The following is a 14451-nucleotide window of genomic DNA, read 5'->3' on the forward strand; positions in this document are numbered from 1 at the left end:
CATGGCAACGATCAAGGATGTGGCAGCGCTTGCGGGTATTTCCTACACCACAGTGTCCCATGTGGTGAACAAGACGCGCCCGGTCAGCGAGCCGGTGCGCCTCAAGGTCGAGGCGGCGATCAAGCAGCTCGACTACGTGCCCAGTGCCGTCGCGCGTTCGCTCAAAGCCAAGACCACCGCAACCATAGGCCTGCTGGTGCCCAACAGCCTCAACCCGTATTTCGCGGAATTGGCCCGTGGTATCGAGGACTATTGCGAGCGTAATGGCTATTGCGTGATCCTCTGCAACTCCGATGACAACGCTGAAAAGCAGCGCAGTTATTTACGGGTATTGCTGGAGAAGCGTATCGACGGTTTGATCGTCACCTCAGTGGGCGGCGACGACAGTGGGCTGGCCGCAGGCTTGAGCGCGGTGCGAACGCCCATGGTGATCGTCGACCGGGCGTTGGATGGCATTGATGTCGATCTGGTGCGTATCGACCACGAAGAGGGCGCTTACCTGGCCACCCGGCACCTGCTCGACCTCGGTCATCGGGATATTGCCTGTATCGGCGGCCCGGCCCACACCCGCGTGGCACAAATGCGTCTGGCAGGGTATCGCCGGGCGTTGCACGAGGCTGGCGTGGAAGTACCGGCCGAGCGCATCCGCGAAAGCGATTTCACCAGCACCGGCGGTTATGCCGCCGCCGTGCAACTGCTGGCTGAAAAACCGCCCAGCGCGATTTTCGCCAGCAACGACATGATCGGTTTCGGTGTATTGCGCGCGGCGGCCGAGCGTAATATTCGCGTGCCCGGCGAGCTGTCGGTGATCGGTTTCGACGACATTCAAATGAGCCGTTACGTCTACCCGGCGCTAACCACGGTGGGGCAGTCCATCGTGCAGCTGGGCGAGACGGCTGCCGAGCTTTTACTGCGACGGATCGCCAACCCTCAACTGCCAATCGATCAACGTATCGTGACCCCAAGCATTGTGTTGCGCGAGTCGACGGCCCCCGTCGCCGGTGTGTTTGCCCAATACCGCTGAACCGAATTGATGAGTACTGATGTATGCCCACAAAAGTAGTGGTAATAGGCAGCTTGAACATGGACCTGGTGACCCGCGCCAGCCGCTTGCCGCGCGCCGGTGAAACGCTGATCGGCCAGACCTTTGCCACCGTGCCCGGCGGCAAGGGCGCCAATCAGGCAGTCGCGGCGGCGCGGCTGGGTGGCGATGTGGCGATGATCGGCTGCGTCGGCACCGATGCCTACGGCAGCCAACTGCGCGAGGCATTGCTGGTCGAAGGCATCGATTGCCAGGCGGTCAGCAGCGTCGCCGGCTCCAGCGGTGTCGCGTTGATCGTGGTGGATGACAGCAGTCAGAACGCAATCGTCATCGTGGCCGGTAGCAATGGCGCTCTAACGCCGGCGTCATTGCAAGCGTTCGACGCGGTGCTACAGGGCGCCGACGTGATCGTCTGCCAGCTTGAAGTGCCCATGGACACGGTGGGGTACGCCCTCAAGCGTGGCCGTGAACTGGGCAAGACTGTGATCCTCAATCCGGCGCCTGCCAGTGCTCCTTTGCCGGCCGAGTGGTACGCCTCGATCGACTATCTGATTCCCAACGAAAGCGAAGCCAGTGCGCTCAGCGGCGTGATGGTCGACTCTCTCGACAGCGCCAAAGAAGCGGCGACTCGTCTGATCGAAGCTGGCGCCGGTAAAGTTATCGTTACCTTGGGTGCGCAAGGTGCGTTGTTTGCCGATGGCCAAGGGTTTGAGCACTTGGTGGCACCCAAGGTCAAGGCGGTGGATACCACCGCAGCCGGCGACACCTTCGTAGGCGGTTTTGCAGCTGCGTTGTCCGCTGGCAAAAGCGAGGCCGAGGCCATCCGCTTCGGTCAGGTCGCGGCAGCGTTGTCGGTCACCCGCGCCGGTGCGCAACCCTCCATTCCAACGCTGCACGACGTACAAGGTTTTGTAGCCTCATGAAAAAGACCCCACTGCTCAATATCGCCCTGTCGCGGGTGATCGCTTCTCTGGGACACGGCGACATCCTGGTCATCGGTGACGCCGGTTTGCCGGTGCCGCCGGGTGTAGAGTTGATCGACCTGGCGCTGACTCAGGGCATTCCGGACTTCATCAGTACCCTGCGCATTGTGCTCAGTGAAATGCAGGTGGAGAGCCATGTACTGGCCAACGAAATTCTACTCAAGCAGCCGCCAGCGCTGACTGAGCTGAATGCCCTGACGGCTCAGGCCGCGCTCGGCGAGCGTCGTCTGCTGAGTCATGATGAGTTCAAACAACTGAGCCGTCAGGCCCGCGCCGTGGTGCGTACTGGCGAATGCCAGCCTTACTGCAATATTGCGCTGGTGTCCGGCGTGACGTTCTAGTCTTTCCCAACGACAAGGAGTGTTTTATGCAACGTGGTCTACCCACCCTGAGAAATTTGTTTCGGAGTGTTCTGCTTTTGTCCGCACTCACTGCAGCAAGCGCCCAGGCGGCGGAAAAAATCGACCTGATCATCGACACCGACCCGGGCGCCGATGACGTTGTGGCGTTGCTGTTCGCCATGGCTTCTCCTGAGGAGCTGAATATCCGCGCGCTCACCACCGTCGCCGGCAATGTGCGCCTGGACAAAACCTCCCGTAACGCCCGGCTGGCCCGTGAGTGGGCAGGGCGCGAGGACATTCCGGTATACGCCGGTGCGCCAGCACCGCTGTTGCGCACGCCGATCTATGCCGAGAACATTCATGGCAAGGAAGGTATTTCCGGCGTCACCGTGCATGAGCCCAAAAAGGGTCTCGCGCCAGGCAATGCCGTTGATTACCTGATCACGACCCTGCGTGCCGCCAAGCCTCACAGCATCACCATCGCTATGCTCGGCCCGCAGACCAACCTGGCGCTGGCATTGACCCAAGACCCGGAAATCACTCAAGGCATCAAGGAAGTGGTGGTGATGGGCGGTGCGCACTTCAACGGCGGCAATATCACGCCGGTCGCGGAGTTCAACCTGTTCGCCGACCCTGTCGCCGCGGAAATCGTGCTCAAGAGTGGGGTCAAGCTGACCTACCTACCGCTGGACGTCACCCACAAGGTGCTCACCAGTGAAGCGCGCCTGAAGCAGATCGCCGACCTCAAGAGCAATGCGAGCAAGATCGTCGGCGATATCCTCAACGAGTACGTCAAGGGCGACATGGAGCACTACGGCATTCCCGGTGGGCCTGTGCATGACGCCACCGTGGTCGCCTATCTGCTCAAGCCTTCGCTGTTCAGCGGGCGTGAAGTCAACGTTGTGGTCGACAGCCGTGAAGGCCCGACCTTCGGCCAGACCATCGTCGATTGGTACGATGGCCTGAAACAACCGAAGAACGCATTCTGGGTTGAGAACGGCGATGCCCAGGGCTTTTTCGATCTGCTGACCGAACGCCTGGCTCGCTTGAAGTAACGTGCTGATCGGTCGGCGTTCGCCGGCCGATTTTTACTCGCGCTCGGGGTTATCCGCCCCCATGTGATCGGCTGGGTATTTTTCGAATACCTGGCCGATGAATGCTTGCGCGGCCTGGGTACCCAATTCTTTTACCAGCAGGTCGATGCCGATGATTGCCAATTCCTCTGGGCTGCCTGGGCTGTAGGAACTCTGGCCCAAGGGCCATTTGGCTTTGATGTCGGCTTGAAGCGTTACGGTGGTCATGAAGGTCTCGCGAGGCAGAAAAATACTGGGCAGCGCGCTGGTGCGCGGTTTTTGCCGGGGCAGTTAACCATTTTGCATGCTGTTTGGCACTGATACTTAGGCATGATGCTTAGGTGCGGGCGCGCGCTGTGCCACACTGTCGGCTTGTTTAACAGTCGGAAAACGCTACGTGCATATCGATTTGAATAACCCTGAGAATCTGACATTGGCCGCCGTGCGCCAACTGCTGGCCAGTGCCAGCGACGAAGAGCATGCCCAGTTAAGAGTGACCAAGGCCGGTCTTGCCTACATTTCAAGTGGAAGGGCGGTAGGCAGTGCGGATATCGACGGGTTGCTGTTTCGGCTGGAGACCTGGGCAAAAGGCTCCGGTTATGTCGGTAACGTGGCGGCCAGTGACGAAGTCTGGGTCACGCAGATTTTCAATGCGTTGCGGCAAAACTGGCCGAAGCCGTCGGATGACTATATCGACATCTACTGATCGCGTTCATATCTGGTCACGATTGATCAAGCGAATGCCCGGCTAGAGTCAGGCAGACTTGCTTCTCAACGGTTTACGTCTTGAAACCAAATCGCCACACCGCTGTCGCACGATCTCTGTCCATTTTTTATTCATAGGAGGCTTCATGCCTTGGAAGCTCGCATCATTCGGTACTTTGTTGGCAGCACTCGCATTGGCGGGCTGCAGCACCTCGGGTACCTCTGAGCCAGCCAAAAATGCCGCTGTGACCGATGCCGGTCATAGCCGCTGTGAGGCGAAGGCTGCCGAATTTACAATTGGCCAGAAAGCCTCGCCGCAACTGTTGGAACAGGCTCGTACGCGCTCCGGTGCGCAGAACGCCCGGATCCTCAAGCCCAACGACATGATCACCCTGGAGTACCGCTCCGACCGACTGAACCTGAACACCGATGATAACTTGGTGATCACGCGGGTCAATTGCGGCTGATCTTCACCGGCTTTTGCTATGCCCATAAAAAACCCCGTCACATGGACGGGGTTTTTTTAGCTCAGCGGAGAATTACTCGCCGCGAACCTGTGCAGCTTGCATACCCTTTTGGCCTTTCTCAGCCACGAAGGAAACGGTTTGGCCTTCTTTCAGGCTTTTGAAACCGTCGCTTTCGATAGCTTTGAAGTGTACGAACAGGTCGTCACCGCCACCTTGAGGAGTGATGAAGCCGAAGCCTTTTTCATCGTTGAACCATTTAACGGTGCCGGTTTGGCGATTAGACATGGTGTATCTCCAAGAAACATATATTTTCAGTAGTGCTGTGCTGCTCAGGCCAACTGGGCACACCGGGGTATCATAGTCGAAATGCTCGGCTTGGGAGCCCCCCCAAGGCATTGTTTGCTGATCAATAGCGTTGGCTTTAGACCTTCTTCTGGCTGAAAGCCCCGAACTACGGGGCTTCTGCGCTAAATATGGGGTCTTAAAAAAAGCCGTAAAAGCTGCGTAATTTGTGAGAAACAGCGGATTTCAGGTCTTTTTTTCGATCAATCGGCCGTGTGATCAGGCTGTCGATTTACTTTTTCTTCACGACTTTGCAGGACGAAATAGCCGCCACAGCTTTATTTTTAAGCTCCGGACTGGCGTTCTGATTAGTCATCAATTCCTTGATTTCAGCAGTGCTCAATTCCGCGTTGATCTTATCTGCGCCACATTCACAATGGGCTTTGGCGGTTTTGACGTCCACATTCTGGCTGGCCGCAGCGCTGCAGTCGCTGACGAAACTATCGCGCGCACCGGCTGGCCAGTTCGATGGGGCAGCAGCCTGGGCGCCAAGGGAAAGGACGGTCAGTGAAGCAGCGAGAGCGAGGGTCGAGGTAAAACGCATCATTGGATGCTCCTTTGAGTCGAGGACGAACGGCGATTCTCAGGGGGTTTGAGGCACAGCGTACAGCTCAAGTTCACTTTTGCATCTATAAAGCCTGGAAATTCGTTATCAGCAACAGCAGCTGCGGCCCGATGACCGTTCATCTGTGCTAGCATCGGCGGCCTGGCTATTTAACGGCGCGTTCAAAGCGGCCTTGCCACGTTGTTTTTTTTCACTCCAGTCACTCTGGTTCGATTATCGGTTGGCCGAAAGGCTCCTGCCGCTGTAAGGCAGGCGTTCAGCATTGAGCGGCCTGGTGTTGGATCTTGTACTGGCTCATCCCAACCCACGTGACCTTTGGTAGGGGTCACCACTAGGAGAGGAGGCGCCATGCCAACTATTACTCTTCCCGACGGCAGTCAGCGTTCATTCGATCATCCGGTTTCCGTATCCGAGGTCGCCGCATCCATTGGCGCAGGCCTGGCCAAAGCCACCGTGGCCGGTAAGGTCGACGGCAAGCTGGTCGATGCCAGCGACCTGATCACCACCGATGCCAGCCTGCAAATCATCACGCCCAAGGATCAAGAAGGGCTGGAGATCATTCGCCACTCTTGCGCGCACTTGATTGGCCATGCGGTCAAGCAACTGTACCCGACGGCGAAAATGGTGATCGGTCCGGTCATCGAAGAAGGCTTTTATTACGATATCGCCTACGAGCGTCCTTTTACTCCGGACGACCTCGCGGCCATCGAGCAGCGCATGCACGCGCTGATCGAAAAAGACTACGACGTGATCAAGAAGGTCACGCCGCGCGCCGAAGTGATCGACGTGTTCACCGCTCGAGGCGAAGACTACAAGTTGCGTCTGGTGGAAGACATGCCGGACGAACAGGCCATGGGTCTGTACTACCACGAAGAATACGTCGACATGTGCCGTGGCCCGCACGTGCCGAACACGCGTTTCCTCAAGTCGTTCAAGTTGACCAAGCTGTCCGGCGCCTACTGGCGCGGCGACGCCAAGAACGAGCAATTGCAGCGCATCTACGGCACTGCTTGGGCTGACAAGAAGCAGTTGGCCGCTTATATCCAGCGCATCGAAGAAGCCGAAAAACGTGACCACCGCAAAATCGGCAAGCGCCTGAACCTGTTCCACCTCCAGGAAGAAGCGCCGGGCATGGTGTTTTGGCACCCGAACGGTTGGACCCTGTATCAAGTGCTTGAGCAGTACATGCGCAAGGTTCAGCGCGAAAATGGTTACTTGGAAATCAAGACACCGCAAGTGGTTGATCGCAGTCTGTGGGAGAAGTCCGGGCACTGGGCCAACTACGCCGACAACATGTTCACTACCGAGTCGGAAAGCCGCGATTACGCCATTAAGCCTATGAACTGCCCATGCCACGTGCAGGTGTTCAACCAAGGCCTGAAGAGCTACCGCGAGTTGCCGATGCGCCTCGCGGAGTTCGGTGCCTGCCACCGCAACGAGCCATCGGGTGCGCTGCACGGCATCATGCGTGTGCGCGGCTTTACGCAGGATGACGCTCATATCTTCTGCACAGAAGAGCAGATGCAGGCTGAGTCGGCAGCATTTATCAAGCTGACCATGGACGTTTATCGTGATTTCGGCTTTACCGAAGTTGAGATGAAGCTGTCCACTCGTCCGGAAAAACGCGTCGGTTCCGACGAGCTGTGGGATCGCGCCGAGGCAGCATTGGCCGCAGCCCTTGATAGTGCGGGCCTTGCATACGACCTGCAGCCGGGTGAGGGAGCTTTCTACGGTCCTAAGATCGAATTCTCGCTGAAAGATTGCCTTGGCCGTGTCTGGCAATGTGGTACCTTGCAGCTCGATTTTAACCTGCCGATCCGTCTGGGAGCCGAATACGTCTCCGAAGACAATAGCCGTAAGCACCCGGTCATGCTGCACCGGGCGATCCTCGGTTCGTTCGAGCGGTTCGTCGGGATCCTGATCGAGCACTACGAGGGTGCATTCCCTGCGTGGCTGGCTCCGACCCAGGCAGTGATCATGAATATCACTGATAAACAGGCAGATTTTGCCGCTGAAGTTGAAAAAACTCTCAACGAAAGCGGATTTCGTGCCAAGTCCGACTTGAGAAATGAAAAGATCGGCTTTAAAATCCGCGAGCATACTTTGCTCAAGGTTCCCTATCTTTTGGTTATCGGAGATCGGGAAGTCGAGATGCAGACTGTCGCTGTGCGTACTCGTGAAGGTGCTGACCTGGGCTCGATGCCCGTCGCCCAGTTCGCTGAGTTCCTCGCGCAAGCGGTTTCCCGGCGTGGTCGCCCAGATTCGGAGTAATTATTATTAAGCGTGAAATGAGACAAGATAAACGAGCTGCACCGAAAGCCCCGATCAACGAGAATATCTCGGCACGCGAGGTTCGGTTAATTGGCGCTGACGGCGAGCAGATTGGCATCGTCTCGATTGATGAAGCGCTTCGTATCGCTGAAGAGTCCAAATTGGACCTGGTGGAAATCTCCGCCGACGCAGTCCCGCCTGTTTGCCGGGTGATGGACTACGGCAAATCGATCTTCGAAAAGAAGAAGCAGATTGCTGCGGCGAAGAAGAACCAGAAGCAGATTCAAGTAAAAGAAATCAAGTTTCGTCCAGGGACGGAGGAAGGGGATTACCAGGTAAAACTGCGCAACCTGGTACGTTTCCTGAGTGATGGGGACAGGGCCAAGGTATCCTTGCGATTCCGCGGCCGTGAGATGGCCCACCAGGAGCTGGGGATGGAACTCCTCAAGCGGGTTGAAGCTGACCTGCTCGAGTACGGTTCGGTCGAACAGCATCCTAAGATGGAAGGACGCCAGCTGATCATGGTCATCGCCCCGAAAAAGAAGAAGTAATCAACAGGGCACGGCAGGCCTTCTGATTATGTTTATCAACTGAATGCGGAGTATCCGAACATGCCAAAGATGAAGACTAAAAGTGGTGCTGCTAAGCGGTTTCTGAAAACTGCTAACGGTATCAAGCACAAGCACGCTTTCAAGAGCCACATCCTGACCAAAATGTCGACCAAGCGTAAGCGTCAACTGCGCGGTAGCAGCTTGCTGCATCCGTCTGACGTGGCAAAAGTCGAGCGCATGCTGCGCCTTCGTTAATTTTTGGATCAAGAATAGAGGAAGTAACTCATGGCTCGTGTAAAGCGTGGCGTCATTGCCCGTAAACGTCACAAAAAAATTCTGAAACTTGCTAAAGGCTACTACGGCGCGCGTTCACGCGTATTCCGTGTTGCCAAGCAAGCGGTAATCAAGGCAGGCCAATACGCCTACCGTGACCGTCGTCAGAAAAAACGTCAGTTCCGCGCTCTGTGGATCGCTCGTATCAACGCTGGTGCTCGTGTTAACGGTCTGTCCTACAGCCGTTTCATCGCTGGCCTGAAAAAAGCGTCCATCGAGATCGACCGTAAGGTTCTGGCTGATCTGGCAGTGAACGAAAAAGCGGCGTTTGCTGCGATTGTCGAGAAAGCTAAAGCCACCTTGGCTTAAGTACCCCCGACAGTCACCTTGGGTTGCTCCTGCAGCCCAAGGTGTTAAACGTCATAAATAGGGGAAGAGCCTTAAAGCTCTTCCCCTATTTCGTATCTGGAGTCTGTACATGGAAAACCTGGACGCGCTCGTCGCTCAAGCTCTCGAGGCTGTGCAAAGCGCTGAAGATATCAATGCCCTGGAGCAAATCCGGGTTCACTACCTTGGCAAAAAGGGTGAATTGACTCAGGTGATGAAGACCCTGGGAAATTTGCCGGCTGAAGAGCGTCCGCAAGTCGGTGCGCTGATCAACGTCGCCAAGGAGCGTGTCACAGAGGTTCTCAATGCGCGTAAGGCGTCGCTCGAGGAGGCCGATCTTGCGGCCAAGCTCGCCGCCGAATCCATTGACGTCACCTTGCCTGGCCGTGGTCAGGCCTCGGGCGGTCTGCATCCGATCACACGGACTCTGGAACGTATCGAACAGTTCTTCACCCATATTGGCTACGGCATTGCCGAAGGCCCTGAGGTCGAAGATGACTATCACAACTTCGAAGCACTCAACATCCCAGGCCACCACCCGGCCCGGTCGATGCATGACACCTTCTATTTCAACGCCAATATGCTGCTGCGCACCCACACCTCGCCGGTACAGGTCCGCACCATGGAAGCGAACAAGCCGCCGATCCGCATCGTCTGCCCAGGCCGTGTGTACCGCAGCGACTCCGATATTACCCACTCGCCGATGTTCCATCAGGTCGAAGGCCTGCTGGTAGATCGCGATATCAACTTCGCCGACCTTAAAGGCACGATCGAAGAATTCCTGCGGGTGTTCTTCGAGAAAGAGCTGGCGGTGCGTTTCCGTCCCTCGTTCTTCCCGTTCACCGAGCCGTCCGCTGAGGTCGACATGGAGTGCGTGATGTGCAGCGGTAAAGGCTGCCGCGTGTGCAAGCAGACCGGCTGGCTGGAAGTCATGGGCTGCGGCATGGTTCACCCGAATGTGTTGCGCATGTCCGGGATCGACCCGGAAGAGTTCTCGGGCTTTGCCTTCGGCATGGGCGTAGAGCGCCTGGCTATGCTGCGTTACGGGGTGAACGACTTGCGTCTGTTCTTCGACAACGACTTGCGATTCCTCGCGCAATTTCGCTAGTCGTAACGAATCTTTAGGAGAGCAGGATGAAATTCAGTGAACAATGGCTGCGTGGCTGGGTAAGCCCGCAGGTAGATCGCGACGAGCTGGTTGCTCGTTTGTCGATGGCCGGCCTTGAGGTCGATAGCGTTACGCCGGCCGCCGGTGTTTTCAGTGGCGTGGTAGTGGGCGAGGTGCTGAGCACCGAGCAGCACCCGGATGCTGACAAATTGCGTGTGTGCCAAGTGAGCAACGGCGCGGAAACCTTTCAGGTCGTGTGCGGAGCGCCCAATGTGCGCCGGGGCCTGAAGATTCCTTTCGCCATGATCGGCGCCGAGTTGCCAGGCGACTTCAAAATCAAGAAGGCCAAACTGCGCGGGGTCGAGTCCAACGGCATGCTGTGTTCCCAGGCGGAACTGCAGGTGGGTGAAGGTAACGATGGTTTGATGGAGCTGCCGGCCGATGCGCCGGTGGGTCAGGACATCCGCGTCTACCTGGAGCTGGAGGATGCCAGCATCGAGGTCGATCTGACCCCGAATCGCGGCGACTGCCTGTCCCTCGCCGGTCTGGCCCGTGAAGTCGGGGCTCTGTACAACGTGCCGGTCACTCGACCCGTAGTGGCTGCCGTGCCTGCGGTGCATGACGAAGTGCGCCCGATCGAAGTGCTGGCACCGAATGCTTGCCCACGTTATCTGGGTCGTGTGATCCGGAATGTCGACCTGTCCAAGCCTACCCCGTTGTGGATGGTCGAGCGTCTGCGTCGCGCTGATGTCCGTAGCATCGACGCTGCCGTCGATATCACCAACTACGTGATGCTGGAGCTGGGCCAGCCGTTGCACGCATTTGATCTCGCCGAAATCAACGGCGGCATTCGTGTGCGCATGGCCGAAGAAGGCGAAGAGCTGGTACTGCTCGACGGCCAGGAAGTGGCCCTGCGTGCCGATACACTGGTCATCGCCGACCACTCTCGCGCCCTGGCGATTGCGGGCGTGATGGGTGGCGAGCACAGCGGCGTGTCCGCGACCACCCGCGACGTATTCCTGGAAAGTGCGTTCTTCGATCAGATCGCCATTGCTGGTAAAGCTCGCTCCTACGGCTTGCACACCGATGCTTCGCACCGCTACGAGCGCGGTGTGGACTGGAAGCTGGCCCGTGAAGCCATGGAGCGCGCCACTGGCCTGCTGTTGGAGATTACCGGCGGTGAAGCCGGCCCAATCACCGAAACTGTCAGCGAAGAGCATCTGCCAAGTGTGGCGCCGATTACCCTGCGCGCTAAAAGCGTTGAGCAGATGCTTGGCCTGGTGATCGATCCTGCTGAAATCGAGCAGTTGTTGTCAGCCCTCGGCCTTGGCATTGCTACGGGCGGGGAAGGGCAGTGGCAGGTAGAAGTGCCAAGCCATCGCTTCGATATCAGCCTTGAAGTCGACCTGATCGAAGAACTGGCGCGCCTGTACGGTTATAACCGTTTGCCGGTCCGTTACCCGCAGGCTCGTCTTGCTCCTCAGCCCAAGGCTGAGGCGCGTGCGCACTTGCCTGAGCTGCGTCGTCTGCTGGTTGCTCGTGGTTACCAAGAAGCGGTGACCTACAGTTTCATCGATCCAAAGCAGTTTGAACTGTTCAATCCAGGCGTCGAGCCGCTGTTGCTGGCCAACCCGATCTCCAACGATATGGCCGCCATGCGTTCGTCTCTGTGGCCAGGCTTGGTGAAAGCGCTTTCTCACAACCTGAACCGCCAACAAGATCGCGTGCGCCTGTTCGAAAGTGGCCTACGTTTTGTAGGGCAGTTGGATGGCTTGAAGCAAGAGCCGATGCTGGCCGGTGTGGTCTGTGGCAGCCGGTTGCCGGAGGGCTGGGCCCAAGGCCGCGAAGCCGTGGACTTCTTCGACGTTAAGGCTGACGTAGAAGCCGTGCTGGGCTTTGCCGGTGCGTTGGACGCGTTCACCTTTGTTCCGGGTAGCCACCCGGCGCTGCATCCGGGCCAGACTGCGCGCATCGAGCGTGAGGGACGTTTGGTCGGTTTCGTCGGCGCTATTCACCCGGAACTGTCGAAAACTCTCGGCCTTGATCGCCCGGTATTTGTATTCGAGCTGGTGTTGGCTGAAGTGGCGACTGGCAAGATGCCCAAATTCAGCGAGTTGTCGCGTTTCCCTGAAGTGCGCCGAGACTTGGCGCTGATCGCCGATCGCGATGTCGCCGCTACTGCCGTTCTGGATGTAATCCGTGAAAATGCAGGGGAATGGCTGACGGACCTCAGGCTATTTGACGTCTATCAGGGTAAAGGTATTGATCCGCATAGAAAAAGCCTCGCAGTCGGCTTGACCTGGCAGCATCCATCGCGCACTCTTAATGACGATGAGGTGAATACCACGACACAAAATATCCTCACCTCGCTTGAACAAAGGTTAAACGCCACGTTAAGGAAGTGACGTATGGGGGCTTTGACGAAAGCTGAGATGGCGGAACGTCTGTACGAAGAGCTGGGTCTTAACAAGCGCGAGGCCAAGGAATTGGTCGAGCTGTTTTTTGAAGAGATCCGCCATGCTCTGGAAGAAAACGAACAGGTCAAATTGTCTGGTTTCGGCAATTTTGACCTGCGGGACAAACGCCAGCGGCCTGGCCGCAATCCAAAAACGGGAGAAGAAATCCCGATCACGGCTCGCCGTGTGGTCACCTTTCGTCCAGGGCAGAAGTTGAAGGCCCGAGTTGAGGCTTATGCTGGAACCAAGTCATAACGACGAACTACCCGTCATCCCAGGCAAGCGCTACTTCACCATTGGTGAAGTCAGCGAGCTGTGTGCGGTAAAGCCGCACGTGCTGCGCTATTGGGAGCAGGAGTTTCCTCAACTCAACCCCGTCAAACGCACCGGGAACCGTCGGTATTATCAGCGCCAGGATGTGCTGATGATCCGACAGATCCGCGCGTTGCTGTACGACCAAGGGTTCACCATCAGTGGTGCGCGTCAGCGCATGTCCGGTGATGAAGCCAAGGACGACACCACTCAGTACAAACAACTGATCCGCCAGATGATCTCCGAACTCGAAGATGTGCTGGTGGTTTTGAAGAAGTAAATCCGGCTTTTAAAATACTTCCACATTTCAAAAGCTTGCGGTATATTCCTGATCGCTTCGTTGCGAAGCGAACCCAGTAACACGCCTAGTCGGGGCGTAGCGCAGTCCGGTAGCGCACTAGCATGGGGTGCTAGGGGTCGAGTGTTCGAATCACTCCGTCCCGACCATATAATTCAAGGGGTTGCGAGATTTTATCTCGCGACCCCTTTTTATTTTTAGGCGTTTTTACCCCTACAAAAGCTCTGGCTCTTGGTGGAATTTTCAGCTGATACAAAGGTCATGGCGCGAGGAGAGTGCCTCGCTGTGTCCTGGTCGCTTGAGCAGAAGGGGGCGACCGTTAAAGAGCCTTTTCCGGCGCCGGTTGGTCGTTGGGTTGGGCGATGATTGTTTTGAGTTCTGCGCTCATGGGGAATTTGAAATTCAAGCCTTTGGGAGGGATGGGCTGAGTAAACCATTTATCGTAGATGGCGTTGATTTCGCCCGAGACGAAAAGTGACTTGATCGAGTCATCCACGACTTTTTTGAGATCCGGATCACCCCGACGCATTGTGCAACCATAGATTTCGTTGGATTGCGGGGTGCCGGTCACCACCCAATCTTCCGGTTTCTTTGCCTTGGCCATCTCGCCCGCCAGCAATGCGTCGTCCTGCATAAACGCAATGGCGCGGCCGGACTCGAGCATTTGGTAAGACTCTCCAATGTCTTTGGCAGAGATGACGTTCATGTTCATCTTTTTCTCGGCATTTATGACCTTGAGCATCCGTTCGGCAGTGCTGCCAGCAGTGGTCACTACGTTCTTGCCATTGAGATGGTCAAAGTCTTTGTAGATCGAATCCTTTCGGACCAACAGTCGAGTGCTGGCTTCGAAGATGCCGACTGAAAATTCGACTTGCTGCGCCCTCTCTGCGGTATTGGTTGTAGAACCGCACTCCAGATCGACAGTACCGTTTTGCACAAGCGGGATGCGCGTTTGTGACGTCACCAGGTTGTACCGTACGTTCAGCTCGGGCATCTCAAGTTCCTGCTTGATAGCGTCGACAATTTTCAATTGGATGTCATGCGAGTAGCCAACTGGTTTGCCGGAAGCGTCGGCGATGTAGGAGAACGGAATTGAAGAGTCTCGGTGCCCCAGGGTTATGGTCCCCGAGTTCTTAATTTTTTTAAGTGTACCGGTAAGTTCGGCAGCCATCGCTGGCGTGAAGGTTAACGCCGCAGTCAGCGTCACGCCCAGCATTGCAGGGAAGACTCGCATCAAAAGCTCCTCATAAAGGTGGGGCGAGTCTTTTTCTGACTCG

18 protein-coding genes and 1 tRNA gene are annotated in these 14451 nt (G+C 56.8%); 15 read left to right on the top strand and 4 right to left on the bottom strand.

The features are described 5' to 3' along the window. Position 1: 1 nt before the first annotated feature. Genes K1567_RS26045 through K1567_RS26060 form a run of 4 tightly spaced genes read left to right on the top strand, consistent with a single transcriptional unit; the run spans position 2 to position 3421 of the window. Positions 2-1024 carry a LacI family DNA-binding transcriptional regulator gene (locus tag K1567_RS26045; RefSeq protein ID WP_034114417.1) on the top strand — a complete coding sequence of 341 codons (1023 nt, stop codon included), beginning with the start codon at positions 2-4 and terminating at the stop codon, positions 1022-1024. 23 nt (positions 1025-1047) lie between these two features. After that, a complete protein-coding gene (gene rbsK, locus K1567_RS26050; protein ID WP_040268858.1) occupies positions 1048-1965 on the top strand; it encodes a ribokinase in 918 nt (305 codons plus the stop codon). Beyond that, positions 1962-2366, top strand: coding sequence for a D-ribose pyranase (gene rbsD, locus K1567_RS26055; protein ID WP_034099117.1), 405 nt, complete (start codon positions 1962-1964; stop codon positions 2364-2366). The genes rbsK and rbsD overlap by 4 nt, the downstream gene beginning before the upstream one ends. Positions 2367-2392: 26 nt before the next feature. Beyond that, positions 2393-3421, top strand: a complete 1029-nt coding sequence (locus K1567_RS26060) for a nucleoside hydrolase (RefSeq protein WP_169869001.1) — start codon at positions 2393-2395, stop codon at positions 3419-3421. Between the two features lie 33 nt (positions 3422-3454). Here the strand turns inward: K1567_RS26060 and K1567_RS26065 are convergent, their stop codons facing one another. Then, complete coding sequence (locus K1567_RS26065) at positions 3455-3667, bottom strand: hypothetical protein (protein WP_034099115.1); 213 nt, start codon at positions 3665-3667, stop codon at positions 3455-3457. A gap of 169 nt (positions 3668-3836) precedes the next feature. On the opposite strand from K1567_RS26065, the gene K1567_RS26070 reads away from it, so the two are divergent. Next, on the top strand, positions 3837-4145 hold the full coding sequence (locus K1567_RS26070; protein WP_169869000.1) for a hypothetical protein: 309 nt from the start codon (positions 3837-3839) through the stop codon (positions 4143-4145). Positions 4146-4290: 145 nt separating this feature from the next. Then, on the top strand, positions 4291-4611 hold the full coding sequence (locus K1567_RS26075; protein WP_034099112.1) for an I78 family peptidase inhibitor: 321 nt from the start codon (positions 4291-4293) through the stop codon (positions 4609-4611). Between the two features lie 72 nt (positions 4612-4683). Here K1567_RS26075 and K1567_RS26080 read toward each other — a convergent pair whose 3' ends face one another. Further along, complete coding sequence (locus K1567_RS26080; protein WP_003234260.1) at positions 4684-4896, bottom strand: cold-shock protein; 213 nt, start codon at positions 4894-4896, stop codon at positions 4684-4686. 289 nt (positions 4897-5185) lie between these two features. Next, positions 5186-5500: a hypothetical protein gene (locus K1567_RS26085; RefSeq protein ID WP_021491187.1), complete on the bottom strand. Its 315-nt coding sequence runs from the start codon at positions 5498-5500 to the stop codon at positions 5186-5188. 366 nt (positions 5501-5866) lie between these two features. On the opposite strand from K1567_RS26085, the gene thrS reads away from it, so the two are divergent. From thrS to K1567_RS26130, 9 genes are all read left to right on the top strand, one after another. After that, the gene (gene thrS / locus K1567_RS26090; protein WP_169868999.1) at positions 5867-7789 is read left to right on the top strand and encodes a threonine--tRNA ligase; all 1923 of its coding nucleotides are present in this window, start codon (positions 5867-5869) and stop codon (positions 7787-7789) included. Then, positions 7789-8340 carry a translation initiation factor IF-3 gene (gene infC / locus K1567_RS26095; RefSeq protein ID WP_169850653.1) on the top strand — a complete coding sequence of 184 codons (552 nt, stop codon included), beginning with the start codon at positions 7789-7791 and terminating at the stop codon, positions 8338-8340. Before thrS ends, infC begins: the two co-directional genes overlap by 1 nt. Before the next feature lie 60 nt (positions 8341-8400). Further along, entirely contained in the window at positions 8401-8595 is a 195-nt protein-coding gene (gene rpmI / locus K1567_RS26100; protein ID WP_002553160.1) for a 50S ribosomal protein L35, read from the top strand. A 30-nt stretch (positions 8596-8625) separates the two neighbouring features. Then, positions 8626-8982 carry a 50S ribosomal protein L20 gene (rplT, locus tag K1567_RS26105; RefSeq protein WP_002553161.1) on the top strand — a complete coding sequence of 119 codons (357 nt, stop codon included), beginning with the start codon at positions 8626-8628 and terminating at the stop codon, positions 8980-8982. 109 nt (positions 8983-9091) lie between these two features. Then, positions 9092-10108 (top strand): phenylalanine--tRNA ligase subunit alpha, encoded by a 1017-nt coding sequence (pheS, locus tag K1567_RS26110; protein WP_034099107.1) that lies wholly within the window; start codon positions 9092-9094, stop codon positions 10106-10108. Between the two features lie 26 nt (positions 10109-10134). Continuing rightward, positions 10135-12513 carry a phenylalanine--tRNA ligase subunit beta gene (gene pheT, locus K1567_RS26115; protein ID WP_169868998.1) on the top strand — a complete coding sequence of 793 codons (2379 nt, stop codon included), beginning with the start codon at positions 10135-10137 and terminating at the stop codon, positions 12511-12513. A 3-nt stretch (positions 12514-12516) separates the two neighbouring features. Beyond that, a complete protein-coding gene (ihfA, locus tag K1567_RS26120; RefSeq protein ID WP_029613142.1) occupies positions 12517-12819 on the top strand; it encodes an integration host factor subunit alpha in 303 nt (100 codons plus the stop codon). Beyond that, positions 12800-13156 carry a MerR family transcriptional regulator gene (locus tag K1567_RS26125; RefSeq protein WP_003174972.1) on the top strand — a complete coding sequence of 119 codons (357 nt, stop codon included), beginning with the start codon at positions 12800-12802 and terminating at the stop codon, positions 13154-13156. The genes ihfA and K1567_RS26125 overlap by 20 nt, the downstream gene beginning before the upstream one ends. A gap of 90 nt (positions 13157-13246) precedes the next feature. Then, a tRNA-Pro gene (locus tag K1567_RS26130) sits at positions 13247-13323 on the top strand. Positions 13324-13493: 170 nt separating this feature from the next. Here K1567_RS26130 and K1567_RS26135 read toward each other — a convergent pair. Beyond that, complete coding sequence (locus tag K1567_RS26135; protein WP_220699067.1) at positions 13494-14408, bottom strand: transporter substrate-binding domain-containing protein; 915 nt, start codon at positions 14406-14408, stop codon at positions 13494-13496. Positions 14409-14451: the final 43 nt, after the last annotated feature.

This window comes from Pseudomonas sp. S5F11 (assembly GCF_019641515.1).
Taxonomy (GTDB): Bacteria; Pseudomonadota; Gammaproteobacteria; order Pseudomonadales; family Pseudomonadaceae; genus Aquipseudomonas; species Aquipseudomonas rhodesiae.

Coding starts and splice junctions, on each gene's coding strand:
- K1567_RS26045 (WP_034114417.1), top strand. CDS start 2: ATGGCAACGATCAAGGATGTGGCAGCGCTTGCGGGTATTTCCTACACC.
- rbsK (WP_040268858.1), top strand. CDS start 1,048: ATGCCCACAAAAGTAGTGGTAATAGGCAGCTTGAACATGGACCTGGTG.
- rbsD (WP_034099117.1), top strand. CDS start 1,962: ATGAAAAAGACCCCACTGCTCAATATCGCCCTGTCGCGGGTGATCGCT.
- K1567_RS26060 (WP_169869001.1), top strand. CDS start 2,393: ATGCAACGTGGTCTACCCACCCTGAGAAATTTGTTTCGGAGTGTTCTG.
- K1567_RS26065 (WP_034099115.1), bottom strand. CDS start 3,667: ATGACCACCGTAACGCTTCAAGCCGACATCAAAGCCAAATGGCCCTTG.
- K1567_RS26075 (WP_034099112.1), top strand. CDS start 4,291: ATGCCTTGGAAGCTCGCATCATTCGGTACTTTGTTGGCAGCACTCGCA.
- K1567_RS26080 (WP_003234260.1), bottom strand. CDS start 4,896: ATGTCTAATCGCCAAACCGGCACCGTTAAATGGTTCAACGATGAAAAA.
- K1567_RS26085 (WP_021491187.1), bottom strand. CDS start 5,500: ATGATGCGTTTTACCTCGACCCTCGCTCTCGCTGCTTCACTGACCGTC.
- thrS (WP_169868999.1), top strand. CDS start 5,867: ATGCCAACTATTACTCTTCCCGACGGCAGTCAGCGTTCATTCGATCAT.
- rpmI (WP_002553160.1), top strand. CDS start 8,401: ATGCCAAAGATGAAGACTAAAAGTGGTGCTGCTAAGCGGTTTCTGAAA.
- rplT (WP_002553161.1), top strand. CDS start 8,626: ATGGCTCGTGTAAAGCGTGGCGTCATTGCCCGTAAACGTCACAAAAAA.
- pheS (WP_034099107.1), top strand. CDS start 9,092: ATGGAAAACCTGGACGCGCTCGTCGCTCAAGCTCTCGAGGCTGTGCAA.
- pheT (WP_169868998.1), top strand. CDS start 10,135: ATGAAATTCAGTGAACAATGGCTGCGTGGCTGGGTAAGCCCGCAGGTA.
- ihfA (WP_029613142.1), top strand. CDS start 12,517: ATGGGGGCTTTGACGAAAGCTGAGATGGCGGAACGTCTGTACGAAGAG.
- K1567_RS26125 (WP_003174972.1), top strand. CDS start 12,800: ATGCTGGAACCAAGTCATAACGACGAACTACCCGTCATCCCAGGCAAG.
- K1567_RS26135 (WP_220699067.1), bottom strand. CDS start 14,408: ATGCGAGTCTTCCCTGCAATGCTGGGCGTGACGCTGACTGCGGCGTTA.